Origin of the sequence: Streptococcus oralis, assembly GCF_018448765.2 — a bacterium.
Taxonomy (GTDB): domain Bacteria; phylum Bacillota; class Bacilli; order Lactobacillales; family Streptococcaceae; genus Streptococcus; species Streptococcus oralis_BM.
In genome coordinates this window covers 1,800,485-1,826,382 of sequence record NZ_JAHCMC020000001.1, presented here as the reverse complement: position 1 = coordinate 1,826,382, position 25,898 = coordinate 1,800,485, and the positions used below count along the sequence as shown (strand labels likewise).

Here is a 25,898-nt window from a genome sequence, read left to right as displayed (position 1 = left end):
GTCGCCTTGCCGTACTATAGTACAGCCTGTGGCTAGCTTCCTAGTTTGCTCTTTGATTTTCATTGAGTATACGATGTGACGACGTAAAAATCATAGGGAAAATAGGTGATAGGAGGACGGAGCGATGCTCCGACGATAATCGATCTTTTTCCCCAAGATTTTAGTTGGAACTCAATTCAATAATATGTGACAACGGCTAAACCGTTAGAACAGCTTGTATAGAATATACATGGGAATGGGAGTCACTCCCGTTCCCATATTTTCAATAGGAATGAAATAATAATAGATTAGAGGAACTCTATGCTAAATTACACAAAAGAAGAATTACTTGAACTGGGTGCAGAAATCACGACTCGTGAGATCTACCAACAGCCTGATGTATGGAAAGAAGCTTTTGAAGCTTATCAAGCGAAACGGGAAGAAATTGCAGCCTTTCTGCAAGGTATCGCTGATAAACATGACTATATCAAGGTCATCTTGACGGGTGCTGGTACTTCTGCTTATGTGGGAGATACCTTGGTCCCATACTTTAAGGAAGTCTATGACGAGCGCAAATGGAACTTCAATTCTATTGCGACAACAGATATCGTAGCCAATCCAGAAACCTATCTGAAAAAAGATGTGGCGACTGTTCTTGTTTCCTTTGCTCGTAGTGGGAATTCACCTGAAAGTGTGGCGACGGTTGATTTGGCCAAAGCCTTGGTGGATGACCTCTATCAAGTGACCATCACATGTGCTGCAGAAGGGAAATTGGCTCTTCAAGCTCATGGTGATGATCGTAATCTCTTGCTCTTGCAACCAGCTGCCTCTAATGATGCTGGCTTTGCCATGACTTCTAGCTTTACATCTATGATGTTGACAGCTCTCTTGGTTTTTGACCCTACAGAATTTGCTGTTAAAGCTGAACGTTTTGAAGTTGTGGTTAGCCTTGCCCGTGAGGTTTTAGACAATGCAGAAGATGTCAAAGAGTTGGTTGACCTCGACTTTAACCGTGTCATCTATTTGGGGGCAGGTCCTTTCTTCGGTCTTGCTCATGAAGCTCAGCTCAAGATTTTGGAATTAACAGCTGGTCAAGTTGCGACCATGTATGAAAGCCCAGTTGGCTTCCGTCACGGTCCAAAATCGTTGATCAACGAAGATACCATTGTTTTGGTCTTTGGTACAACGACAGATTACACTCGCAAGTACGACTTGGACTTGGTTCGTGAAGTGGCTGGTGATCACATTGCTCGTCGTGTCGTGCTTTTGAGTGATCAAGCCTTTGGTCTTGAAAATGTCAAAGAAGTGGCCCTTGGTTGTGGCTGTGTCTTGAACGATATTTACCGTGTCTTCCCTTACATCGTTTATGCCCAACTCTTTGCCCTTTTGACTTCACTCAAGGTAGAAAACAAACCAGATACACCATCTCCTACAGGCACCGTAAACCGTGTGGTACAAGGTGTGATCATTCATGACTATCAAAAATAAGGAAGTGTCTATGAGTAAATTACAATTAAGTCCCAAAAAAGTAGCTTGCCTGCAAAAACTCTCTGACGAGAACGGCATTATCTCAGCTCTTGCCTTTGACCAACGTGGCGCTTTGAAACGCCTCATGGCTCAATACCAAACAGAAGAGCCAACAGTCGCTCAAATGGAAGAACTCAAGGTCTTGGTTGCAGATGAATTGACAAAATACGCATCCTCTATGCTTCTCGACCCTGAATATGGCCTTCCAGCTACAAAAGCGCTTGATCCAAATGCTGGTCTTCTCCTTGCTTATGAGAAAACGGGTTATGACACAACAAGTACCAAACGCTTGCCTGACTGTTTGGATGTTTGGTCTGCCAAACGCATCAAAGAACAAGGTGCGGATGCAGTCAAATTCTTGCTTTACTATGACGTAGACAGCTCTGACGAACTCAACCAACAAAAACAAGCCTACATCGAACGCATCGGTTCAGAGTGTGTGGCGGAAGACATTCCATTCTTCCTTGAAATCCTCGCTTACGATGAAAAAATCGCTGACGCAGGTTCTGCAGAATACGCAAAAGTGAAACCACACAAGGTTATCGGTGCTATGAAAGTCTTCTCAGACCCACGCTTCAACATCGATGTCTTGAAAGTGGAAGTTCCAGTCAATGTCAAATACGTTGAAGGCTTTGGCGATGGTGAAATCGTGTATACACGCGAAGAAGCAGCAGCCTTCTTCAAAGCACAAGATGAAGCGACTAACTTGCCATATATCTACTTGAGTGCAGGTGTATCAGCCAAACTCTTCCAAGAAACCCTTGTCTGTGCCCACGAATCAGGCGCAAACTTCAATGGCGTTCTTTGCGGACGTGCAACATGGGCTGGATCAGTTGAAGCTTACATCAAAGATGGTGAAGCAGCAGCTCGCGAATGGCTGCGTACAACTGGATTTGAAAACATTGACGAACTCAACAAAGTTCTTCAAACAACAGCGACTTCATGGAAAGAACGTGTAGAATTTTAAGGATTTTACTTGTAAGATTTGTTGATAAGAATCTATTTATAGAGGCTTGACAAGCGAGAATTCACATAATAGAATTGAACCATAGGAAGTGAATGCGCTTTCTATGGTTTGTTTACTTAAGAGAAATAGATCAAAGGAGAGAAGAATGAGAGCATACACAGAGCGTGTATTTGGAAATCATGAGGGCAAGGATGTCTTGGCCTATCGCTTTGAGACTGATGGTGGTTACCAGCTTGAAGTTATGACTTATGGTGCGACCATTTTGCGCTATGTCACACCTGATAAGGCTGGAAATTTTGCCAATGTTATCTTGGACTTTGATGATTTTGATAGCTATGTAGGCAATAATCCCAAGCATGGAGCAAGTGTAGGTCCTGTAGCAGGCCGTATTGCAGGTGCGACATTTGAGCTCAATGGTCAGACCTATAATCTTGAAGTCAACAACGCTAGCAACTGTAACCACAGTGGTTCAACAGGTTGGGATTCGAGCTTGTTTGAATTGGTCGAGGTGAGCGACCATGGATTGACCCTCTACACAGAGCGTACAGACGGAACAGGAGGATTCCCTGGTAATCTCAAGATCTGGATCAGCTACCACTTGGAAGAGACTGGTGCTTACGAAGTCAGCTACAAGGTAACGACAGATCAAGATACGCTTGTCAATCCAACTAATCACAGCTACTTTAACTTGTCTGGTGATTTCACGCAGACAGTTGACCGCCATGTCTTCCAGCTAAATACGGAGGGCATTTACCCAATCGCTCCGGACGGTATTCCGGCTAAGACTCCAGATGCTAATCGTGATGTGGTGAAACACATCTATAATGGTGCTTTGTTGAAGGACATCTTTGCAGAGGAAGATGAGCAAATCCAGTTGGTATCTGGTTTGGATCACCCATTTGCCCTTCCTGCAGGTCATGACAATGCTGGTTTCCTTTATGACCAAAACTCAGGTCGTTTCCTGCTTTTCAAGACAGAGGCCCCTTGCTTTGTGGTCTACACAGCAAACTTTGTGGATGAGAGTGTCATCATAGCTGGTCAGCCAATGGTACAGCACAATGGGATTGCCCTTGAAGCGCAGGCTTTACCAGATGCTATTCATAGCGACCTCAAAGACCAAGTCATTCTCAAAGCAGGGGAAACCTTCACCAGCAAAACTCGTTACGAGCTTGTTGTTAAATAAAAAGAAGAGCTGGTTTCCAGCTCTTTTGAGTTGTCTTCGTTGACATTTTATTTCAACAGTGTATAATTGATGTAATATATGAAGTTACAGCAAAAAGGAGACACCCTATGACTTATGCTTACAAAAGCCACATTTACCTAGCAGAGGCGGTTTTAAATGTCAAGGATTTGACGAGTCAAATGGCTTTTTATCACCAGATTATTGGCTTGGAGATTTTATCCCAAACAGAGACAGAAGCGATTTTGGGACTTGGTCGAAAAGCTTTGGTTCACTTGATTCAGGCAGAAAAGGCTGGCGAAGTAAGGGAGCATTATGGGCTCTACCATTTGGCGATTTTGTTGCCAACACGAAAAGCCTTGGCAGATGTCTTGAAACACCTAAGTGACTTGCAGATTCCTCTGGTCGGGGGTGCAGATCATGGATACAGCGAGGCTATTTATCTAGAGGATTTGGAAGGAAATGGCATTGAACTCTACCGTGATAAGCCAGTGTCTTCATGGGATATTCGAGAAGATGGTCGCATTATCGGTGTGACCGAAGCCCTTGCGGCACAGGATATCTATGAGTTAGGGGAAAAGGTGGCTCCCTTTATCTTAGCTGAAGGGACGAGAATGGGGCATATCCATCTATCGGTGAAGGATAGTCGTGCGGCGAGCCAGTTTTATCAAAAAGTGTTAGGGCTAGAGGATAAATTTAGTATTTCGAGTGCAAGTTGGATAGCAGCCGGGAAGTACCATCACCACCTGGCTGTCAACGAATGGGCTGGAGAAGGTCTAGGTCCGCGTGAGCAAGGCTTGCCAGGCTTGGCTTACTATGCCCTTGAGGTCGAAAGCAAGGAAGAACTCTTGGGCATCGCTAAGCAGGCACAAGAGCTAGAAGCACCGATTAAGTGGTTAAATTTGAGTGAGTTGGATTTGGTAGATCCAGATGGGATTGTGACCCGCATTCGCTTGGCACGATGAGATATGAAAAACACATCATAGACATAGAAAAAGGCGGACAAGCTCGTATTCTGTTTTTAGAATGCGGACTTGTTCGCTTTTTATGAAATGATAAAGAGTAAAAGAGCTATAGCTATAACCAGACTGTAAAGGTAATCACCTGTTTTTTGTAGGTGACAAATATTTTACCTCTAAATAGGCTGACGAGATGCTGAGCCATAGAGAGGCCAATTCCGTGTCCAGATATGGTTTGGTTGTTGTGAGAGGTCTCCGCACGATAAAAGCGATCAAAGAAACGCTTAATATTAGCTGCTTGTCCATCCTTGTAATCATTAGAAATAGTGATGCAGGTTCGTTTGCGTAGTAGGTAATTTTTGCGTTGGAGTGTCAAGCGAATTGTTCCTGCTGGATCACAGTATTTGCGGGCATTGTCAAGAAGGATGCTAAGAAGCTCATAAAATTCTTCTTGGGCTACTTTTTCTACAACGTCTGCTTCAATAGAACTTTCAAATTTTTTATCTTCTTTAGTAAAGAGAGGAGCAAAATCTGAGGCAACCTTTTCAGCGATGACGGAGATATTTTGAGGAGCTAGTTTGATGTCCTCTTGTTCCTCGAGCCGAGCAAGTCGGATGAGTCTTCCAATCAAGTGGCTGAGTCGTTCCGTCTGTTCTTTAGTGCTGATACTCCACTCAGTCTCTCCCTCCATTAACTCCTGTAGCTCGGTATTGGCCGAAATGATGGCTAGAGGCGTTTTAAGTTCATGTCCTGCATTGGTGATAAACATCCGTTGTTTTTCATAGTTTTTGATAAAAGGACGAATGACAATCCCTGAAATCAAGGTGAAGAGCAGTATGAGGAGGAGTAAGCTAGCTAGGGCCAGCCAGATAGAGACCTGAAGTAGGGTGTCGCGTTCGCGGATATAGTTAGTTGTCTCAAAGAAAACCAGTAGTTTCCCAGTCGTAGATTGGCTCACTTGATAGGTAAAATAGCGTCCCTTATGAGTAATAGAACCATAAGTTTCTTGCTTTTTGAGGATGTTTGGGAGAAAACTTTTGACTTCAGCCTCAGTTAAGGACTGGACATTTGTGAGGGAGATGGCGTAGTCATTTTCCTTTTCTCTGACGGAGAAGTATTGAAAGTTGTAGACAATTCCTTCTTGGATATTTTTCTCAGTCAGACTTTCCTTGATTTCGTCTGTAATAGGAAGTTCGCCCTCATTCTTGGTTAAGATAGAGAGGACGGTGTGGATGTTACCCTCCGTCTGAGTGTAGACGATACTATTCATCAAGACTAGAAAGAAGGTTAGAATCAGAGCAATGGCAAGAGTGGCCGTTGCGATAAATTTGATACGAAGTTTTCGAAACATCTAGTCTCCTCCTATCAGTTGGAAAGGCCCTTCTGCAGATCCTAAGATTTGCAAGTTGGACTGAACGCTTTGAAGTTTTTGGCGTAGGTAGGAAATATAGAGAAAAACGAGCTCGTAATCACTTTCTTCCAGCTCATCTGGCCAGACCTGCTCTAGTAGTTGTTGACAACTGAGGGGTTGGTCAGCGTGCTGGATGAGGAGAGTCAAGAGTTGAGTCTCCTTTTTCCCTAAACGAATGCTGTTTGTAGCAGCCAATTCTTGTTCCTCAATATCCAAGCGAGTATTTCCTAATTGGACTGTATCCGGGGTGTAGTCTTCCAGGCGGCGTGCAGTAGAACGGAGTCTAGCTAAGAGTTCCTTGAGCGAGAAAGGTTTGGTCAAGTAGTCGTCAGCACCTGCATCAAGTCCAGTTACGCGGTCATTCACTTCGGCCATGGCTGTCAACATGATGACGTGAGTCGTATTGCCTGCCTGGCGAATTTCTTTGAGGGCTTCGATTCCAGTTTTAATTGGCATCATGATGTCAAAAATCATGAGGTGATAGTGGTTAGATTTAGCCTTTTCGACAGCGTCTTGTCCGTTAAAAACAGAATCAACGCTGTAGCCTTCGCGTTCTAACGCAACAGTGATAACACGGTTTAGTTGGGTTTCATCTTCGACAAGTAGGATTTTCATAGGTTCTCCTTAGTCTTGATCAGAGCGCTGAATCAAATCACGGATGGTCTGCATGGTCAAGTCACAAGAAGCAAGCTCATCGGCACAACGTTTGAGCTCGCGCGTGATTCGCTCAGGATTTTGGATGTTTTTCTTGTATTTCATCTGGTGTTCGAGGCTAGCCCAGGAATCCATGGCAATTGTGCGCAGTTGAATCTCGATAAAATAGGTACCCTGGTCATTTTCCAGACAGTCTGGGTAGGGAGTGGTCACCTCTAGAATCAGATGATAGGAACGGTAGCCGTTGGGTTTGACCTGACGGATATAGTCTTTCTCTTTGAAAATATGGATGCTTGGCATCTGGCGAATATACTCTACGATGCGGTAGATATCATCTGTAAAGCCTGTGATAATTCGAACACCAATAGCATCTCGTATTTCTTTAAGAGCGGATTGACTTGTCTGAGGAAGGCCCTTGCGTTGGCATTTTTCACGCATACTTTTTTCTGTTTTGATGCGTGCATGCAAATGCTCATATAGTTTGAGGTTGGTTTCTTTTTTGTAATTGGCTGCGGCCTCTTCTATGTCTTGAATAAAGGTTTGCAAGATGGTGGGTAAATAGGCCTCACAGCTACCATAGATAGAATTCATAAGCACGTCCATTCTGAACAGTTTTTTACTATTATATCATGAAAACACCGATATGAGATAAGTTCCTACAAAGACAGATGGGATGAGAATTTTGACAAAGCCCCTTATTCGAGATATAATGAAGAAAAATCGAGCAAGGAAAAAGAAATGACAAACTCAAAGTATATAACACGCTTGAAACGTTCAGAGGGCCAGTTGCGTGGGATTCAAAAGATGATAGAAGAAGATCGTGACTGCGCTGATATTGTGACGCAATTGACAGCAGTGAAATCGAGTGTTGAGCGCGTGATTGAGATGATGATTACGGAAAATCTCACCGCCTGCATCAACCAACCACTAGATGATCCCGAGGCTCAAAAGGAACGCCTAGAAAAGGCCATCCGATACTTGATTAAACGGAAATAAATTAATGTTTTGAGATGAAAGTTGCAAAGATCTCTACTATTAGGATAGTTTAATGTGAATCAAGCGAGGCTGGAAAAAGTCTTTAAAATAAAAGAACGCATACTATCAGGTGTTAAAAAACCTTGATAGTATGCGTTTTATTGTGGGGAGATTTATATTCTTCGAAAATCAAATTCAAACCACGTCAGATTCACCTTGCCGTACTCAAGTACAGCCTGCAGCTAGCTTCCTAGTTTGCACTTTGATTTTCATTGAGTATTACTTCATTTTCTCCTGAAATTGAGTTGTTGCTCAGTTTTTTTTGCTTATTTTACTTGACCGGGCCAAGCATTCATACCACCTTCTACGTTGATAACGGTGAGGCCTTGGGCGCTGAGAAATTGACAGGCAGATGCAGAACGTACTCCACCTTGACAGATAACATGGTATGCATGGTCAGGTTTGAGTTCTTTGTAGCCTTGCTCCAAGGTACTTAACGGAAGGTTTTTGGCACCTGGTACATGTCCTGCTTGGAATTCATGTACTTCACGTACATCGATAAGATTTAGATTTTCATGTTGGTATTGTTCATAAAAGTCAGCCATGCTGATACTAGTTTCCATATTCGACTCCTTCTGGTTTAGCCATTTTGTATAGTGAATAAGCGCCGTCAAGGTTTTGGACGGTAAATCCTGCTTGTTTGAGGATACGCTCTGCGATATAGCTACGTAAACCGCTGTGGCAGCTGACGATATAGGCTTGCTTCTTATCCAGTTCGTCCAAGCGTTCCCGTAGTTCGTTTAGGGGGATGTGGATGGTATCGACTTTGAGTCTACCGCTCTGGAATTCGCCACTTGTCCGTACATCTAGGAATTTCTTTCCCTTGTCCAGTTCATCTTCGAGCTGGTACCATTGAATATTGTCGCTTAAACCTTCGATTAGGTTCAAGGCTGCGTAGCCCAGCATATTGACGGGATCCTTAGCAGAGCCAAATGGTGGCGCATAGGTGAACTCCAATTCTGGTAAGTCAAAGACGGTGAGATTCCCCTTGATAGCAGTTGCTAGGATATCGATTCGTTTGTCAACACCTTTCTTCCCAACTCCTTGGGCACCATAGATTTTTCCAGTGTTTGGGTCAAAGAGGAGTTTCAAGGTCATATCAGTAGCGCCTGGATAATAACCAGCGTGATCTTTTCCACTGACATGAAGGGCTTTATATGGGATTTGGTTGGTACGAAGAGTACGCTCGCTGAGACCAGTCGAAGCGGCTGTCATATCAAAGGCACGAACGATAGCAGTGCCGATACTGCCCTTGTTGGTACGACCGAGTCCTGCGATGACGTCCGCCACTTGGCGTCCTTGACGATTGGCAGGAGAAGCGAGAGAGATGAGGGCGTCTTGCCCCGTAATCTCTTGCTTGACGACGATAGCGTCACCAACAGCAAAAATATCTTTTTGGCTGGTTTCGTAATGTTCATCGACCAGAATCCCACCACGAAGTCCCAGTTTAATCCCCGCAGCTTTAGCCAGTCCGTTTTCAGGTTGAACACCGACAGATAAGATAGTGAGGTCAGAAGCGATCTTTTGCCCGTTTTCGAGAATGATGACTTTTCCTTGGTCTTCAAATCGAGTCGCAGACTGAGAAGTGATAATGCGAACGCCGTTTTTGACCAATTCTGCTTGGACAAAGGCTGCCATTTCGTGATCTAATGGTGGCAAGACATGGGGTGCTTTCTCAACGATAGTAACTTGCAATCCACGTTTCGCCAGGTTTTCAGCCATTTCAAGCCCGATAAAGCCTGCACCGATGACGACAGCTTCTTTTGGATGATTGTCCAAGGCCGCCACAATCTCATCGAGATCAGGAACATTGCGAAGTGTATAGGCATTCTTAGCCTCTGCCAAACCTTCAATGGCAGGAATAAACGGTTTAGCTCCTGGGGAGAGGATCAGTTTGTCGTAGCTCTCTGTGAATTCCTGTCCATCATGTCGCACAGTCACCGTGTGTTCTTTTGGCGAAATCTGGATGACTTCATGAAATGGTCGCACATCAAGATTAAATCGCGCTTTGAGACTTTCAGGGGTTTGGACTAACAGATCTTCCCGCTTAGAAATTTCTCCTGAAACATAGTAAGGGAGACCGCAGTTTGCAAAGGAAACAAAGGGTCCTTTTTCAAAAATAGTGATTTCAGCGTCTTCCATGAGACGTCTGAGGCGGGTTGCTGCTGACATACCGCCTGCAACTCCTCCGACAATGATAATTTTCATTGACTTTCTCCTTTATACTTCTAGATGACCTTGCCTGTCCAAGCGCTCATACCGCCTCGGACATTGATGACATCGTAGCCTTTTTTCTTAAGCTTTTTAGCTGCTAGTTTGCTTCGCACACCAGAATGACAAATGACATAAAGTGTTTCTTTTGTAGCAGGTGTATAAGAACCGATTTCTGTTAAAGGAACATTCTTGGCGTTTTTGATATGACCTCTACGGAATTCTGTAGGCGTTCGAACATCCAGTAGTTGAATCGGTTCCTTGAGTTTAACTTCTAACTCGCTGGTAGAAATACTGTCAATTTTTGTAAATAAGTGAAACATAGGCACCTCCAAATATACCCTTATGGGGTATATTAAACCATGAAGTTAAGCTTTTGTCAAGCAAGTTGTTTTGACTTGAGAGAGGGCTTGGTTTTGAGAGTTTAGAAAGCAGGCTATTCTTGACCTTTCAAAGGCTTTTTGATATGATGGGCTCCAAAGTAAGTATGAGGTGATACTATGACCAGTGAATACCAGAAAATGATAGCAGGAGAACCCTATCATCCATTTGACCCAGAGTTACGGGCCTTGGCTCAGGCTTCTCGCCAAAAACAGGTTGCCTTTAACAAGGAAGAAGATCCCTTGAAGGGATCCGAAATCATCAAGACTTGGTTTGGCTCAACTGGGCAAAATCTTTATATCAATCCACGCTTGGTGGTCGATTATGGAGTCAATATCCATCTAGGGGAAAATTTTTATTCTAATTGGAATTTGACCATGCTGGATGTTTGTCCGATTCGCATCGGGAACAACGCCATGCTTGGCCCCAACTGTCAGTTTTTAACCCCACTCCACCCACTGGATCCGGATGAACGCAATTCAGGAGTCGAATATGGTAAGCCCATCACCATTGGAGATAATTTCTGGGCTGGAGGTGGCGTCATTGTCCTTCCTGGAGTGATACTGGGAAATAATGTCGTTGCAGGAGCAGGGGCCGTGATTACCAAGTCCTTTGGAGACAATGTCGTCCTAGCTGGCAATCCTGCGCGTGTTATCAAAGAAATACCAGTAAAAGAAAACTAAAAAGAACAGCCCAGGCTGTTCTTTTTATGAACTCTAATCTTATAGATTTTTCTTCTTTTTTGCTTTTTTGAATAGAGTGACATCGCACTTGGGGATGTTGCTTTTAAAAACTATTAAATGCATTTTAGTACTCTCAAATTGTTTCTAGTAGCCCTTTCAAAAGAATACTGAGTGAAACTAGATTTAAGGAAACTTTCAGAAAAGTTTTAGTTTTGTTTCAGGGATCTTCAGTAGACTGTCTAGCTATATCATACGAAGGAGAGGAAAAAGGTATGAAATCAAAGAAATGGACCCTACTCGCAACGAGTTTAACGGCAATGGTGTTGATGGCAGCATGTTCCCAGTCAATAACTTCATCCAATACCAATGAAACGACAAATAGTTCTACAACAACTGAAACAAAGACAAATCAATCATCCTATTTTACAGAGAAGGATAATGATACTTCTTATGATGAAAGTACAGCTTCTAAGATTGAGCTATCTGGCTCATCAGCAAACGTCTCTGGAGATGGGGTAACAGTCTCTGAATCAACAGTGACCATCACAAAATCTGGAACCTATGTGATTTCAGGTCAGTCTGACGGAGTGCAGATCAAGGTCAAGGCAGATAAGTCTGCAGATGTTCATCTAGTCCTAAAAGGTACAACCATGACCAATACCAATGCAGCGATATCTGCGACATCGGCTGACCATGTCTACCTGACTCTGGCAGAAGGAACCACCAACAGTCTCTCTGACTCAAGCTCGAACAGTGACGAAAAAGCCGACGCAGCTCTCTTTTCTAAGGTGGATTTGACCATCAACGGGAAAGGAACCCTCAATGTAGATGGCAAGAAGAACAATGGTATCAAGGCCAACGACACCCTCCACATCACGGGTGGAACCTATAACATCACAGCAGTTGGCGATGCCTTCAATGTCAATGATGAACTCAATATCACTGGTACGACCATGACCATTGATGCCAAAGAGGATGGGGTCAAGGTCGACAATGATGGCGATATGACTGTCGGCAATATGTATTTGGCTAACAATACCATGACAGTCACAGCAGGAGATGATGGAATTCACGCTTCTGGTAACCTAGTGATTGATAGCGGTACCTATACCGTCAAGAATTCGACAGAAGGACTTGAAGGTAAGTCCATCACTATCAACGGTGGGGACATTACCATCTATTCGACAGATGATGGAGTCAATGCAGCTAATAAAAACGCCCAACAAAGTGAGATTTTCTTTACCATGAACGGTGGTAACCTGACAGTAGAAGTTGGTCAAGGGGATACAGACCCAATTGACTCAAACGGCAATATCACGGTCACAGGCGGAACCATTAAAATGACTGGTCAGACAGGTTTTGACTTTGATGGAACTGCGACCTACACAGGTGGAGATATCTACCTCAACGGTGAAAAGCAAACGGAAATCGTCAACTCTATGCCTGGAGGCGGTGGACCTGGTGGTGGACCTCAAGGAAATGGAGGTCCTGGCGGTCCAGCCCCTGGTGGACGAGGATAAAAAAGAATCTCCTTTCTCGAAAGAGAAGGGAGAGTTTTTATGTTTGAGAGATGGATTGTAGCTAAAACAACTCCCAATTAGGTCTTGAAAATTTCTTAGTCTGTTTCATATAAAAATGAGTAAAATGAATTCCCATTACCAAGGTCATTAGAGTTGCGATAGCAATGACGATGGTTGGATTAGCCGAGAAAAGTAGAGGAAAAATAGGCCTTTAAAAAGTGGACAGGAAAGACCATTTCAGAGTATCGAGAAGAGATTTAGAAACAGCTCTAAAAGCAATAGCTATCCATTATAAGCATCAGATAATAATATCTGGTGCTTTATTTTTAAAAAAATTCAGATTTTTTCTTGACAAGTGAGTGATTACTCACTATAATAGGTTTATATTTAGTAAGTGAGCAATCACTCACCAAGGAGGAAGTAAATGAAAACATTACTACATTTACAAGATTTAGTAAAATCTTTTGACCATCAAATAGTTCTAAATCATGTCAGCTTTGAATTGCAGACAGGAGAAATTATAGGATTAATTGGTCCGTCTGGTGCTGGTAAATCAACTATGATTAAGACTGCGTTAGGAATGGAAAAGGCTGATGGAGGCGTAGCTTTAGTGTTAAATCACACTATGCCCAATCGCCATATTTTAGTAGATATTGGTTATATGGCCCAGTCAGATGCCTTATATGAGGCTTTGTCAGGTCAAGAAAATCTAGAATTTTTTGGTCAGCTAAAAGGGCTATCCAAAAGAGATCTGACAGCTGAAATTGCCCATGTGGCTCAAGTTGTGGATCTGACAGAGCATTTGAATAAAACGGTATCCGGTTATTCTGGAGGAATGAAGCGACGCTTGTCTTTAGCCATCGCGCTTCTGGGGAATCCTCAGCTCTTGATTTTGGACGAACCGACAGTTGGAATCGACCCTTCTCTTCGAAAGAAAATTTGGAAAGAATTATTCGCGCTTAGAGACAATGGGATTGGGATATTAGTTACTACCCATGTTATGGATGAAGCAGAGTTAGCGGATAAGGTCGGCTTGTTATTAGGTGGAAAAATCATTGCTTTTGATACACCGCAACACTTAAAAGATAGTTATCAAGTTTCAAGTATTGAAGAAGTATTTTTGAAAGCAGAAGGAGAGTAAGATGAGAACCATTGCTATTGCTAAAAAAGTTATCAAAGAATTGCTTCGTGACAAACGAACCTTGGCTATGATGTTTGTAGCGCCGGTATTTATTATGTGGCTGATGAACCTCATGTTTTCAGCTAGTACAACCGTGAATGTCAAGTTAGCGACACAAGATCTACCAACTGGTTTGGTAACGAAAATGGATGAGCTCGATCATGTGGACGTCGAGACTTATCAAGACTTAGATCAGGCTAAAAAAGCTCTAGCTGACGAGAAAGTAGATGCAGTCATATCGTATAAAGATGGTGAGTATCAGGTCGACTACGCAAATACGGATGCTTCTAAAACAACTATGACACGACAAGTGTTACGAACAAGTATCGTCAATGAAGGCACCGATCAGTTATTATCTCGTGTCAAACAAGCTCTTCCACAATTGGAATTAGATGCAAAGGCGCCTGAAATCAAAGAATCTTACCAATATGGAGATAAAAATACTGGATTCTTTGCACATATGATTCCAATTTTAATTGGCTTTGTGGTCTTTTTCTTTGTCTTTTTGATTTCTGGTATGGCACTTTTGAAAGAGCGCACAAGTGGAACCTTGGATCGCTTGTTAGCAACCCCAGTGAAACGTTCTGAAATCGTCTATGGCTATATGTTGTCTTACGGTATTATTGCGATTTTTCAAACGGCAGTTGTTGTCTTAGCAGCAATTTGGCTACTAGATGTAGAAGTTGTAGGAAATATTTTAAATGTTATAATAGTTAATGTGGTACTGGCTCTTGTAGCACTAGCTTTTGGAATTCTCTTGTCTACTCTAGCAAAATCAGAATTCCAAATGATGCAATTTATTCCTCTCGTGATTATGCCTCAACTCTTTTTCTCAGGGATTATTCCATTGTCATCCATGGGAGAATGGGCTCCAACTGTGGGGAAATTTTTGCCATTAACCTATTCTGGTGATGCAATAAGCCAGATTATTCTTTACGGACACAATCTTGGTGATATTTTGTCAAATCTTGGTGTTTTAATGATTTTCTTGATCATTTTAACAATTCTCAATATTGTTGGATTGCGTCGTTATCGTAAAGTTTAGAAATCAACATAAATAATGCTAAAAAGGTGTGAAGATTAGATGGATAAGACTGTTTTTGAATCGTTTGAAGATTATTTAGAAGAAGCGAATTACCCTCAAGGAAAGAAAAAAATCATGCAGGCAGCAGTGGATCTCATATCAACCAGGAGTTACCATGGGACCTCAACTCTTCACATAGCTGAGCGTGCTGGACTAAGCCAGGCAACTTTGTTTAAGTATTTTAAGACGAAGGATGATTTACTGACGGCTATTTTACATCCTGTAGTCCCAGGCATTTTCGGTAGTTTTTTTGAGGAACTCTTAGCTTTTGAAACAACAGAAGAGAGGGTTCGTTATCTCGTCCATAATCGTATGAGCTATCTCAAAAAAAATCGTGCCTTGATGAAAATCATTCTGCAGGAGAGTTTTTCAAATAAAAAACTAAAAAATGAACAGATTTTTATATGGAATGCTATTCAAGATAAACTTCGAGTGCTTCATAAGGAATTGCTAGCAGATCCACGTGTAAATCCAGAGTTAACGATTCCTCAAATGGTTCGTATTTGTGTTGGTCCATTGTTGGCTTACTTCGCTCAGCTTTATATCGTTAGCGACAATGGAGAAATAAAAGAGGAAGACTTAGACTTATTAGAAAAACAGATTTTAGGTGGTTTGTGGAAATAAGGGAGTTCTAGAAGAACTAAGGTTTATTTACTTGACTTTCAAACAAGCTAAAAAAGACATGTTCTGCTTATTTCAGATTCATGTCTTTTTGTTATTGGATTTGATATGTGTTTATAAGTCCTCAATCATTTTGCCAAAACAGAAACCAACCTCTCCAGCGGTGCAACGATTTCTTAAATGTATGGAAGAGGAGTTTTCTGGCTTGCTAAAGTCAACTCCTTGACACTCCGTCAGCTTTTGATACAATAGTACAAAATTACAGGAGGTGGGCGATGATTCAGAAGCATGCGATTCCCATTTTAGAGTTTGATGACAATCCCCAGGCGGTCCTTATGCCAACACATGAGGGGCTAGATTTAAAGTTGCCAAAGAAGTGCATCTATGCGTTTTTGGAGGAAGAGATTGACCGCTATGCTCAGGAAGTAGGTGCGGACTGCATTGGTGAGTTCGTTTCGACCACCAAGACTTATCCAGTCTACGTCCTCAACTACAAGGGCGAGGAGATTTGTCTGGCCCAGGCGCCTGTGGGTTCTGCCCCAGCGGCCCAGTTTATGGATTGGTTGATTGGCTATGGTGTGGAGCAAATCATCTCCACTGGTACCTGTGGTGTCCTAGCCGATATAGAGGAAAATGCCTTTCTCGTCCCTGTTCGTGCTTTGCGAGATGAGGGGACCAGCTACCACTATGTAGCGCCTTCTCGTTATATGGAGATGCAGATTGAGGCTATCTCTGCCATTGAGCAAGTCTTGGAACAAAGAGGCATTCCTTACGAGGAGGTTATGACTTGGACGACAGATGGTTTTTACCGAGAGACAGCTGAAAAGGTTGCCTATCGTAAGGAAGAAGGCTGTGCTGTTGTGGAGATGGAGTGCTCTGCTCTTGCGGCAGTAGCTCAGTTACGTAGGGTTGTCTGGGGAGAACTGCTCTTTACCGCAGATTCCCTGGCGGATCTAGATAACTACGACAGTCGTGACTGGGGCGTAGAAGCTTTTGATAAGGCCCTCGAACTCTGTCTTGCTATTATGCACCACATGTGAGTGCTCTTACTATTTTTATGGTACAATGTAGCTATGGTATTCAAATCTTTTTTGGAAAAAATCAAAACGACGCTGGTTCGATTATCGCCAGCTCGTCGCATCTTTTTAAGTTTTGCCCTAGTAATCTTCTTGGGTTCTCTCCTTTTAAGCCTACCCTTGGTTCAAGCAGCAACGTCACAAGCGACCTACTTTGACCATCTCTTTACGACTGTGTCCATGGTCTGTGTGACAGGGCTCTTCACCCAGCCGGTGGCCTCTACTTACAATATCTGGGGCCAGTTGATTTGCATGCTGTTGATCCAGATCGGTGGATTGGGGCTTATGACCTTTATTGGAATCTTTTATATCCAAGGGAAACAAAAGCTCAGTCTTCGTAGCCGTGAGACTATTCAAGAAAGTTTTAGTTATGGGGAAACCCAGTCCTTAAGGGACTTCATCCGCTCGATCTTTTTGACGACTTTTCTGGTAGAAGGGCTCGGTGCCTTTCTCCTGAGTTTCCGCTTCATTCCTGAATTTGGATGGGGGCGAGGGATTCTAACCTCTATCTTTTTGGCTATTTCAGCTTTCTGCAATGCTGGATTTGATAATTTTGGAAGTACGAGTTTAGCAGTCTTTCAGACGGACCCTTTGATCAATCTAGTGATTGCAGGATTGATTATAACGGGTGGCCTAGGATTTATGGTCTGGTTTGACCTAGCGATCCAGTTTGGGAAAAAGAAAAAACGCCGCCTGCGTTTCCATACCAAGTTGGTTCTCTTTTTAACGGCGGGAATTTTGCTCTTTGGAACAGTATCGACTCTCTTAATCGAGTGGAACAATCCAGGGACGATTGGGAATCTCAGCGTCCCAGAGAAACTATTGGTTAGTTTCTTCCAGACTGTCAGTATGAGGACAGCAGGCTTTGCCTCTATTGACTACACCCAGGCTCGACCAGTTACCTTACTGATCTACATTTTGCAGATGTTTCTGGGCGGGGCACCTGGAGGGACAGCAGGGGGACTCAAGATTACGACCTTCTTTGTCTTGTTGGTCTTTGCTCGCAGTGAATTATTGGGCTTGCCTCATGCCAATGTAGCTCGGAGGACCATTGAACCTCGAACCGTACAAAAATCTTTCAGTGTCTTTATTATCTTCTTGCTGACTTTCTTACTGGGCTTGATTTTACTAGGGATAACAGCAGAAGGAAATCCGCGCTTTATCTATCTCATGTTTGAGACCATTTCAGCCCTTGCGACAGTTGGGGTGACGGCGAATTTAACACCAGAGTTAGGCAAGTTAGCTCTCAGTATCGTTATGTTGTTGATGTTCATCGGCCGTATTGGCCCCTTGACACTACTGGTCAGCTTAGCAGAATATAAGCCAGACAAGAAAGATTTGATTCACTATATGAAAGCAGATATCACTATCGGATAAGAAAGGAAAAACGATGTCAGATCGGACGATTGGAATTTTAGGCTTGGGAATTTTTGGGAGCAGTGTTTTGGCTGCTCTTGCCAAGCATCATATGAATATCATTGCTATTGATGACCACGAGGAGCGCATTAATCAATTTGAACCCGTGCTGGCGCGTGGGGTTGTTGGAGATATCACGGATGAAGAACTCCTTCTATCAGCTGGAATTGACACCTGCGATACCGTGGTTGTCGCAACGGGGGAAAATCTAGAATCCAGTGTTCTTGCAGTCATGCACTGTAAAAGTCTAGGGGTGCCGACCGTCATTGCCAAGGTAAAAAGTCACATGGCCAAAAAGGTACTGGAGAAAATTGGTGCGGACTCGGTCATCTCACCGGAATTTGAAATGGGACGTTCGTTAGCGCAGAGAATTCTCTTTCATAACAGCGTAGATGTCTTTCAGTTGGACAAGAATGTTTCAATTGTCGAGATGAGAATCCCCCAATCTTGGGGGGGGAAAAGCCTTAGCCAGCTAGATTTACGTGGGCGATACAATCTCAATGTACTTGGATTTCGTGACTATGAAAATTCTCCTCTAGATGTTCAATTCGGTCCCGATGACCTTTTACGGTCAGGCGCCTATATCATGGCGGTGATTAATAACCAACATTTGGATACTCTAACAGAGCTTAGTGAGTAGGAGAGGAAGGGTTGTTTTCTTCCTCAATGATTAATGAATCAATATAAGTATTTTATAAGAGGGATTTAAGAAAAATTTTAACTTTTTCTTAATCCTTTTTAATTTTAGGAGATTATACTAGAGCCATCAAATAAAGAAAAACTCTAAGGAGAATCCTATGAAATTCAATCCAAATCAGAGATATACTCGTTGGTCTATTCGCCGTCTCAGTGTCGGTGTTGCTTCAGTTGTTGTGGCTAGTGGCTTCTTTGTCCTAGTTGGTCAACCAAGTTCTGCACGTGCTGATGTCGTCAATCCGACCCCTACCCAAGTTGTGCCAGACGCTGCTTTGGTGAGTGAAAAGAGCGACTTACCAGCAGAGGTTCTCAAAAAAGCAGTCGATGTAGCTCTTCCTTCAGAACAAGCAGACTCAGCACCTAAAGCAAGCTTGGATATTACAAGCTCTTCAGAAAAAGCGGACGCAACTGCTAAAGAGCCGGCAGTAGCGCCAAAAGAAGAAGTACAAGCACAACCTGACTCTAAGAAACAAACAGAAGATGCAGTTAAACCTGTGGAAAGTCCTGCGCCTACAGTTTTTGGACAAGACCGTGAAGCTAGTGAAGCGCAACCAGCGACCACCCCAGCTGAAGTACAAAAAGGTGTGGCTGACAATACAAAAGATACAGTAGATGTCCCAGCCACTTACTTGGACAAGGCTAACTTTCCTGGTCCCTTCACCGCCGGTGTCAACCAAGTCATCCCATACGAATTCTTCGCTGGAGACGGCATGTTGACTCGCCTGATCTTGAAAGCATCTGATAAGGCTCCATGGTCAGACAACGGAACAGCTAAAAATCCCGCTCTCCCACCAGTAGAGAAATTGGGCAAAGGCCTTTACTTCTACGAAGTGGATTTGGCAGGCACCCAAGGCAAATCAGATAAAGAACTACTTGACCTCTTAAAACAAAACGGCACTCAAAGCTATAAAGCCACTATCAAGGTGTACGGTGCAAAAGACGGCAAGCCTGACTTAACTAATCTGGTAGCAACTAAAGATTTGGATGTCAACTTGAATGGTTTGACCACCCCAGCTGAAGTCCAAAAAGGTGTGGCTGATAATACCAAAGACACAGTAGATGTTCCGGCTAGCTACCTTGACAAAGCCAATTTCCCAGGCCCATTCACAGCCGGTGTCAACCAAGTTATTCCATATGAATTCTTCGCTGGAGACGGCATGTTAACTCGCCTGATCTTGAAAGCATCCGACAAGGCTCCATGGTCAGACAACGGTTCAGCTAAAAATCCAGCTCTCCCACCAGTAGAGAAATTGGGCAAAGGCCTTTACTTCTACGAAGTGGATTTAGCAGGCACCCAAGGAAAATCAGATAAAGAGCTGCTTGACCTCTTGAAACAAAACGGCACACATAGCTATAAAGCTACCATCAAAGTGTACGGTGCAAAAGACGGCAAGCCTGACTTAACTAATCTGGTAGCGACTAAAGATTTGACTGTTAATTTGAATGGCTTGACAACACCAAATCAGGTTAAAGACTCTGTTGCTAATAACATCAAAAATAGCATTGATGTTCCAGCTAGCTACCTTGAAAAAGCAAATGTTCCAGGTCCATTCTTGGCCGGTGTCAACCAAGTTATTCCATACGAAGCTTTTGGTGGAGATGGTATGTTGACTCGCCTCTTGTTAAAAGCTTCAGACAAGGCCCCATGGTCAGACAACGGAACAGCTAAAAATCCTGCCCTATTGCCACTTGAAGGCTTGGCTAAAGGTCAATATTTCTACGAAGTGGATTTAGCAGGCACCCAAGGCAAAACTGACAAAGAGCTGCTTGACCTCTTAAAACAAAACGGTACGCAAAGCTATAAAGCTACTATCAAGGTGTACGGTGCAAAAGACGGCAAGCCTGACTTAACTAATCTGGTAGCGACTAAAGATTTGACTGTTAATTTGAATGGTTTGACCACACCAAATCAGGTTAAAGAGTCTGGCTTGACCACATCAAATCAGGTTAAAGACTCTGTTGCTAATAACATCAAAAATAGCATTGATGTTCCAGCTAGCTACCTTGAAAAAGCAAATGTTCCAGGTCCATTCTTGGCAGGTGTTAACCAAGTTATTCCGTACGAAGCTTTTGGTGGAGATGGTATGTTGACTCGCCTCTTGTTAAAAGCTTCAGACAAAGCCCCATGGTCAGACAACGGAACAGCTAAAAATCTTGCCCTATTGCCACTTGAAGGCTTGGCTAAAGGCCAATATTTCTACGAAGTGGATTTGAATGGCAATACGGTTGGCAAAGATGGTCAGGCCTTGCTGGATCAACTTCGAGCTAACGGAACCCATACATATCTAGCTACTGTTAAAGTCTATGGAGCTAAAGATGGCAAACCTGATTTGACCAATCTGATTGCTATTCGTCAAGTAACGATTCAGCTTCATGGAAAAGAAATGGCGACAATACCATCTCAACAAGGTCAGATGAATACGAAGCCTTCTGAAACAGGCTCTACGGGTACGACTGAGGGTATGATGGGTACAAATAACCATATGTCAGATATGAAAGTAGATCAACCAGCTTCTAGCCCAATGGCTAATATGATGAAAAAAGATGATAAAGCGATGCTACCAAATACTGGGGAAGCTAAAACGGCTACAGCTGGCCTTGGTATCTTTGGTCTAGCCTTGGCAGGTCTTATTGGACTTTTAGGTTTGACAACCAAACGAGAAGATTAAGATTCAAATTACTTAAACATTAGGGAAAATAGTGTTATACTAAAGCAAGTATAACACTGTTTTTATCGAAGGAGTGTCAGATGAAAAAGACAATTTTGCTGGTTGATGATGAGATAGATATTCTAGATATTCAAAACCGCTATCTTATACAGGCAGGTTACGATGTTTTGGTCGCCCATGATGGTAAGGAGGGATTAGAACTTTTCAGAAAAAAATCTATCGACCTCGTTATCACAGATATTATGATGCCCAATATGGACGGGTATGATTTTATCAGTGAAGTTCAGTATATTGCTCCGGATCAACCCTTCCTCTTTACAACTGCTAAGACAAGCGAACAGGATAAGATTTATGGCTTAAGTTTGGGGGCAGATGATTTTATAGTCAAACCCTTTAGCCCACGCGAATTGGTTTTAAGAGTGAATAATATCTTGCGTCGCCTTAGCCGTGGAGGAGAGACAGAACAGATTGAGTTTGGTGACTTAGTGATCAACCATGTGACTCATGAGGTTAGCATTGGGGAGCAACCTTTGGAATTGACAGTAAAATCCTTTGAGCTTCTATGGATATTGGCCAGCAATCCTGAGAGAGTCTTTTCAAAGACGGAACTTTACGAGAAGGTATGGCAAGAGGACTATGTGGATGATACCAATACACTCAATGTTCATATCCATGCTTTGAGGCAAGAGTTGACCAAGCATATGAATTCAAATGCTCCTGCTATCAAAACTGTCTGGGGTTTGGGCTATAAGATGGAAAGACCAAGAGGTAGAAAATGAAATTAAAAAACTATATTTTAGTGGGGTATCTAGTGTCGACTCTACTAACGATTTTGGTCGTTTTCTGGGCAGTCCAAAGAATGTTGATTGAGAAAAGTGAAGTTTACTTTCTAGTTGGAATGACCTTGATTGCTAGTTTCATTGGCGCTGCAGTGAGCATCTTTCTTTTGTCGCCTGTTTTTTCTTCTCTGAAACATTTGAAAAAACAAGCTCAGGATATAGCAGGCAAGGATTTCAGCGCAGAAATTGAAACCAAAGGCCCATTAGAATTTCGAGAGCTGGGCCAGGCTTTTAATGACATGTCCCACAATTTGCAAGCTACCTTTCAATCACTTGATGAGAGCGAGCAAGAAAAGAGAATGATGATTGCGCAGCTCTCTCACGATATTAAAACTCCCATTACCTCTATTCAGGTTACTGTGGAGGGAATTCTAGATGGAGTTATTAAGGAAGAGGAGCGACTCCACTACTTAACCACGATTGGTCGGCAAACTGAGCGTCTAAACAAGCTAGTGGAGGAATTGGATGTTTTGACTCTCAATACACAACCTCAAGAAACTGCTGATGAGGAAGTCGAAGAGGTCTTTTTAGATCAGCTGTTGATTGAGTCAATGAGTGAATTTCAACTCCAGATTGAACAAGAGGAGCGGGATGTTTACATTCAAGTATCACCTGAGTTGGCGAAAATCAAGAGCCATCCTGACAAACTTTCCCGCATTCTGGTCAATTTGTTAAACAATGCCTTTAAATATTCAGAACCAGGAACCAGAATCGAGGTTCTTGCCCAATTAACAGAACAAGAGCTGAGAATCAGTGTGAAAGACGAGGGTCAGGGGATCCTTCCTGAGGATTTGGAAAAGATCTTTAAACGACTTTATCGTGTAGAAACTTCGCGTAACATGAAGACAGGTGGTCATGGTCTTGGTCTTGCGATTGCGCGAGAACTAGCCCATCAGCTTGGTGGGGAAATCACAGCAGAAAGTCAATATGGCTTAGGAAGCAAGTTTACATTCAGCCTTAATTTAAAATAAAGGCGTAGTAAGTGTCTAGTGTTTTGAGGTAAATAGAAAATATTGAGTTAACGGAAAATTCTGTTAGCTCTTTTTTGTGTTTTGGGAGGTAAAATTATGAGACGAAAAAGTAAGGAGAGAATTTCAAGAGAGATGATAATCCAGTTTTTGATGAAGGAAACAGGTTCAACACGAAAAGAAATAATAGCAAGCATAGAAGAACTTGAGACCTTTGGATTGATAGGATTTAACGTGAACGGTGACTTTAGACTGAAAGAGGTGTAATTGATGAGACAAATTCAGTTTATTAGTGCCAGCCATTATCAGACATCTGATCGCTTTTATGCCTTACCAAAGGTTTTGTTTGAAAATCCTATTTATGAAGATATGAGGTTAGATGCAAAAGTCGCTTATGCTATGCTTAAAGATAGACTAGATCTTTCTTTCAAGAATAATTGGATTGATGAAGATGGAAGTATCTTTTTGGTATATTCTAACTCTAATTTGATGAAGATCCTTAACTGTTCAAAATCTACCCTATTAAGAATTAAGAAGCAACTCACAGAGTATGGATTAATTCATGAGGTTCAACAATCTACAAGTAAATCAGGAAATCTAGCTTATCGAATTTACCTTGGTCTCTTACAAGATGACACAGTTGCTAGAATGGTTGATAAATCAGGTGATTTCAAATCTGACACTAGGGGGGTGTCAGATTTATACGGGGCTGGTATTCATACTAAGGAGCAACTGAAGGCTATTATCGCGGAATTGAGTTAATATCATAGCCAAAAAATCGTTACATGTCGTAACGATTTTTTCATTTAGCCGATGACAGTAAAGGTCATACAATTTTGGGAAGAGCAAATATACTATCATAGTGTGCAAAAAAATGAAAAATTGTTTGCTCAGGCGTTTCCCTACTACTTATCATAGGTGCTTATTGTGAAATGTGCAAAATTTCAAATGTTGGTAGTTGTGCGTCGGGTTTATTGGTATAAAAAGTAAAGATACATTTTTTCCATTTATCAGGATTAAAAATAACAACTTTGCCACTTTCGTTGGTTTGCATTTGCTCGTGAATGGTAAAGGATTTTAAACTTTCAGATGCTTCTATATCAATGACTTCTAATGTAGCATATTTACTTGAGTTAAAATGATCAGATATTTCGACTGATGAAGTTATTCCGATTTCAATACTTTGCCAGCCAAACGAATTTAAAATATGATCAAAGTAACCATCAAATATGAATTTTGTCATTCCGTTGGTATTTTTCCAAATATATAGCGGACAGTAACTGTTAAATAATTGGCCTTCAGATTTTTCAGAGATTAAATAAACTTTGAAAAACAAATCGTCGAATCCATCCATTAAATGACCTGTATTTCGGACACGTTGTCTAATGATATCCATATCATAATCTGATGGCAATTTTATAGTATATTGCATTGCTTGCATAGCAGTACCCCTTTTCTAATGAACTATTGACAGTATAAATGATTTTTATCATGTTGAATAATACTTAAAAATGATATAATTATCATAAAAAGTGCTAAGGTGTTTTAAATGAATTTTAATGATATGAGCATTTTTGTGACAATCTATGAGACAAGGTCAATAAACAAAAGTTCAAAAATCTTACAATATGCGCAATCTAATCTCAGTGCTAGATTAAAGGTGCTTGAAACTGAATTAGATACGAAATTATTTTACAGAAAATATAATGGTTTAGTTCCGACAGAAAGTGGAGACTTATTTTATCAATTTTGTAAGGAAACTTCTAACAATTTAGAGAAATTAAAAAAGAAATGTGAAACCTCGAAAATATCCGTCTTAATTTCAGAATTGTTATTCAATCACGATATTAATAATTCACAAACAATTGATTTGGATAAAAGTGAGATTAATATCCAAAAAACTTCGGATATACCAATCATTGCTCATCAGGAAGACTTTGATAAAATTTTTTGCTTTCAAAAAATTGAAAATTTGAAACATTATGATGAGACTATCGGACATATCGAGTCAGTTTATGCTTGTTCGAGCAACATAAAGGCTAGTGAGGGAATGCCTATATTCGTTAATAAAGATGAAAATTGTCCTTTTAGAAAACAAAGCTTAATGAAGTTTGCTCATTCAAAATCAGTTGTAGAAATTGATTCTTTTGAGAACATTATCAGCTTAGTTGAAAACGGGAAAGGAATCGCACTATTGCCGAAATGGTTAAATAAGAGAGCGAAAATCAAGCCATACGACCAAGACATCGTTCTGATCCCATTTTATCAGTATGAAAAACAGAACCAAAGCAGGTAGCCCATTTAGAAGAAATGCTAATACTATGATGAAAAATCATTTGGCAAACATTATAAGTTGTTTTATAATAAGTACACTTATATTAAAAGGAGTATCATAATGGAATTTAGTTTTAGTTTAAACATAAGAGCAACAAAAGAGGCTGTATGGGCCTATTATGAAAATATTGAAAAGTGGTATGATTGGGAAGAAGATTTAAAAAATATTACATTAAAAGGTGGATTTGAGACGGGTTCATACGGAACTATGGAACTCGAAGGAATGCCCCCTATGGAATATCAGCTCACGCTTGTAAAACCTCTTGAAGAATTTTGGGATAAAACGGCAACTCCATTCGGTGATATTCTTTTTGGTCATCAAATTATTGAGAATAATGATGGTACTGTAAATGTAAAACATACTGTATCTTTGGATAGTGAAGACAAGCGACATCTAGAATTTTTAAGCCAAGTCTTTTCAGATGTTCCTCACTCTATTTTCATTCTAAAAAAACACTTAGAAAGATAGAGGGAGTGCTGTTTGTTGACACTGTAATATTAAAATAAT

Annotated in this window: 27 protein-coding genes; 20 read left to right on the top strand and 7 right to left on the bottom strand. The window is 41.7% G+C overall.

Annotated features, from left to right (window positions below; all coding sequences use genetic code 11):
- The first annotated feature begins 300 nt into the window (after positions 1 to 300).
- The 4 genes from KIH88_RS09235 (at position 301) to KIH88_RS09220 (ending at position 4,618) form a co-directional block, all read left to right on the top strand.
- Entirely contained in the window at positions 301 to 1,467 is a 1,167-nt protein-coding gene (locus tag KIH88_RS09235; protein ID WP_213988800.1) for an SIS domain-containing protein, read from the top strand.
- A gap of 10 nt (positions 1,468 to 1,477) precedes the next feature.
- On the top strand, positions 1,478 to 2,473 hold the full coding sequence (gene lacD / locus KIH88_RS09230; protein ID WP_213988799.1) for a tagatose-bisphosphate aldolase: 996 nt from the start codon (positions 1,478 to 1,480) through the stop codon (positions 2,471 to 2,473).
- A gap of 145 nt (positions 2,474 to 2,618) precedes the next feature.
- The gene (locus KIH88_RS09225; RefSeq protein WP_213988798.1) at positions 2,619 to 3,656 is read left to right on the top strand and encodes an aldose epimerase family protein; all 1,038 of its coding nucleotides are present in this window, start codon (positions 2,619 to 2,621) and stop codon (positions 3,654 to 3,656) included.
- A gap of 107 nt (positions 3,657 to 3,763) precedes the next feature.
- Entirely contained in the window at positions 3,764 to 4,618 is an 855-nt protein-coding gene (locus tag KIH88_RS09220; RefSeq protein WP_213988797.1) for a VOC family protein, read from the top strand.
- Positions 4,619 to 4,730: 112 nt separating this feature from the next.
- Here the strand turns inward: KIH88_RS09220 and KIH88_RS09215 are convergent, their stop codons facing one another.
- From KIH88_RS09215 to KIH88_RS09205, 3 genes are read right to left on the bottom strand one after another with little or no spacing between them, the layout of a single operon-like run.
- Positions 4,731 to 5,963, bottom strand: coding sequence for a sensor histidine kinase (locus tag KIH88_RS09215; RefSeq protein WP_213988796.1), 1,233 nt, complete (start codon positions 5,961 to 5,963; stop codon positions 4,731 to 4,733).
- On the bottom strand, positions 5,964 to 6,638 hold the full coding sequence (locus tag KIH88_RS09210; protein WP_213988795.1) for a response regulator transcription factor: 675 nt from the start codon (positions 6,636 to 6,638) through the stop codon (positions 5,964 to 5,966).
- A 9-nt stretch (positions 6,639 to 6,647) separates the two neighbouring features.
- Positions 6,648 to 7,268, bottom strand: a complete 621-nt coding sequence (locus tag KIH88_RS09205; RefSeq protein ID WP_084872145.1) for a GTP pyrophosphokinase — start codon at positions 7,266 to 7,268, stop codon at positions 6,648 to 6,650.
- Between the two features lie 147 nt (positions 7,269 to 7,415).
- Between KIH88_RS09205 and KIH88_RS09200 the strand changes: the two genes are divergently transcribed.
- Entirely contained in the window at positions 7,416 to 7,673 is a 258-nt protein-coding gene (locus tag KIH88_RS09200; RefSeq protein WP_000185161.1) for a metal-sensitive transcriptional regulator, read from the top strand.
- A 305-nt stretch (positions 7,674 to 7,978) separates the two neighbouring features.
- Here the strand turns inward: KIH88_RS09200 and KIH88_RS09195 are convergent, their stop codons facing one another.
- From KIH88_RS09195 to KIH88_RS09185, 3 genes are read right to left on the bottom strand one after another with little or no spacing between them, the layout of a single operon-like run.
- On the bottom strand, positions 7,979 to 8,275 hold the full coding sequence (locus KIH88_RS09195; RefSeq protein ID WP_213988794.1) for a rhodanese-like domain-containing protein: 297 nt from the start codon (positions 8,273 to 8,275) through the stop codon (positions 7,979 to 7,981).
- The gene (locus tag KIH88_RS09190; protein ID WP_213988793.1) at positions 8,265 to 9,920 is read right to left on the bottom strand and encodes an FAD-dependent oxidoreductase; all 1,656 of its coding nucleotides are present in this window, start codon (positions 9,918 to 9,920) and stop codon (positions 8,265 to 8,267) included. Before KIH88_RS09190 ends, KIH88_RS09195 begins: the two co-directional genes overlap by 11 nt.
- A gap of 20 nt (positions 9,921 to 9,940) precedes the next feature.
- Entirely contained in the window at positions 9,941 to 10,246 is a 306-nt protein-coding gene (locus KIH88_RS09185) for a rhodanese-like domain-containing protein (RefSeq protein ID WP_000468865.1), read from the bottom strand.
- Between the two features lie 177 nt (positions 10,247 to 10,423).
- On the opposite strand from KIH88_RS09185, the gene KIH88_RS09180 reads away from it, so the two are divergent.
- The 13 genes from KIH88_RS09180 to KIH88_RS09120 all read left to right on the top strand — a co-directional run bounded on the left by KIH88_RS09180 (position 10,424) and on the right by KIH88_RS09120 (position 23,818).
- Positions 10,424 to 10,987, top strand: coding sequence for a sugar O-acetyltransferase (locus tag KIH88_RS09180; protein WP_213988792.1), 564 nt, complete (start codon positions 10,424 to 10,426; stop codon positions 10,985 to 10,987).
- A 272-nt stretch (positions 10,988 to 11,259) separates the two neighbouring features.
- Positions 11,260 to 12,507 carry a carbohydrate-binding domain-containing protein gene (locus KIH88_RS09175; protein WP_213988791.1) on the top strand — a complete coding sequence of 416 codons (1,248 nt, stop codon included), beginning with the start codon at positions 11,260 to 11,262 and terminating at the stop codon, positions 12,505 to 12,507.
- A 424-nt stretch (positions 12,508 to 12,931) separates the two neighbouring features.
- On the top strand, positions 12,932 to 13,648 hold the full coding sequence (locus tag KIH88_RS09170) for an ABC transporter ATP-binding protein (RefSeq protein WP_213988790.1): 717 nt from the start codon (positions 12,932 to 12,934) through the stop codon (positions 13,646 to 13,648).
- 1 nt (position 13,649) lies between these two features.
- Positions 13,650 to 14,732, top strand: coding sequence for an ABC transporter permease (locus tag KIH88_RS09165; RefSeq protein WP_213988789.1), 1,083 nt, complete (start codon positions 13,650 to 13,652; stop codon positions 14,730 to 14,732).
- Positions 14,733 to 14,771: 39 nt separating this feature from the next.
- Positions 14,772 to 15,395 (top strand): TetR/AcrR family transcriptional regulator, encoded by a 624-nt coding sequence (locus KIH88_RS09160; protein WP_065371448.1) that lies wholly within the window; start codon positions 14,772 to 14,774, stop codon positions 15,393 to 15,395.
- 272 nt (positions 15,396 to 15,667) lie between these two features.
- Entirely contained in the window at positions 15,668 to 16,432 is a 765-nt protein-coding gene (locus KIH88_RS09155; protein ID WP_213988788.1) for a nucleoside phosphorylase, read from the top strand.
- A 33-nt stretch (positions 16,433 to 16,465) separates the two neighbouring features.
- The gene (locus tag KIH88_RS09150; RefSeq protein ID WP_213988787.1) at positions 16,466 to 17,845 is read left to right on the top strand and encodes a TrkH family potassium uptake protein; all 1,380 of its coding nucleotides are present in this window, start codon (positions 16,466 to 16,468) and stop codon (positions 17,843 to 17,845) included.
- A gap of 13 nt (positions 17,846 to 17,858) precedes the next feature.
- Positions 17,859 to 18,524 carry a potassium channel family protein gene (locus tag KIH88_RS09145; RefSeq protein WP_001283891.1) on the top strand — a complete coding sequence of 222 codons (666 nt, stop codon included), beginning with the start codon at positions 17,859 to 17,861 and terminating at the stop codon, positions 18,522 to 18,524.
- Positions 18,525 to 18,681: 157 nt separating this feature from the next.
- Positions 18,682 to 21,249, top strand: a complete 2,568-nt coding sequence (locus KIH88_RS09140) for an SSURE domain-containing protein (protein ID WP_213988786.1) — start codon at positions 18,682 to 18,684, stop codon at positions 21,247 to 21,249.
- 80 nt (positions 21,250 to 21,329) lie between these two features.
- A complete protein-coding gene (locus KIH88_RS09135) occupies positions 21,330 to 22,028 on the top strand; it encodes a response regulator transcription factor (RefSeq protein ID WP_213988785.1) in 699 nt (232 codons plus the stop codon).
- On the top strand, positions 22,025 to 23,059 hold the full coding sequence (locus KIH88_RS09130) for a sensor histidine kinase (protein ID WP_213988784.1): 1,035 nt from the start codon (positions 22,025 to 22,027) through the stop codon (positions 23,057 to 23,059). The genes KIH88_RS09135 and KIH88_RS09130 overlap by 4 nt, the downstream gene beginning before the upstream one ends.
- A gap of 96 nt (positions 23,060 to 23,155) precedes the next feature.
- On the top strand, positions 23,156 to 23,323 hold the full coding sequence (locus KIH88_RS09125) for a hypothetical protein (RefSeq protein ID WP_001253216.1): 168 nt from the start codon (positions 23,156 to 23,158) through the stop codon (positions 23,321 to 23,323).
- Between the two features lie 3 nt (positions 23,324 to 23,326).
- Positions 23,327 to 23,818: a replication initiator protein A gene (locus tag KIH88_RS09120; protein ID WP_084921509.1), complete on the top strand. Its 492-nt coding sequence runs from the start codon at positions 23,327 to 23,329 to the stop codon at positions 23,816 to 23,818.
- Positions 23,819 to 23,978: 160 nt separating this feature from the next.
- Here the strand turns inward: KIH88_RS09120 and KIH88_RS09115 are convergent, their stop codons facing one another.
- Positions 23,979 to 24,497, bottom strand: a complete 519-nt coding sequence (locus KIH88_RS09115; protein WP_084921508.1) for a DUF4865 family protein — start codon at positions 24,495 to 24,497, stop codon at positions 23,979 to 23,981.
- Between the two features lie 108 nt (positions 24,498 to 24,605).
- Here KIH88_RS09115 and KIH88_RS09110 point away from each other — a divergent pair, with 108 nt between their 5' ends.
- Both KIH88_RS09110 and KIH88_RS09105 read left to right on the top strand, forming a co-directional pair.
- The gene (locus KIH88_RS09110; RefSeq protein ID WP_084921507.1) at positions 24,606 to 25,352 is read left to right on the top strand and encodes a LysR family transcriptional regulator; all 747 of its coding nucleotides are present in this window, start codon (positions 24,606 to 24,608) and stop codon (positions 25,350 to 25,352) included.
- Positions 25,353 to 25,451: 99 nt separating this feature from the next.
- Positions 25,452 to 25,859, top strand: a complete 408-nt coding sequence (locus tag KIH88_RS09105) for a polyketide cyclase (RefSeq protein WP_084921506.1) — start codon at positions 25,452 to 25,454, stop codon at positions 25,857 to 25,859.
- The last annotated feature ends 39 nt before the right edge of the window (positions 25,860 to 25,898 follow it).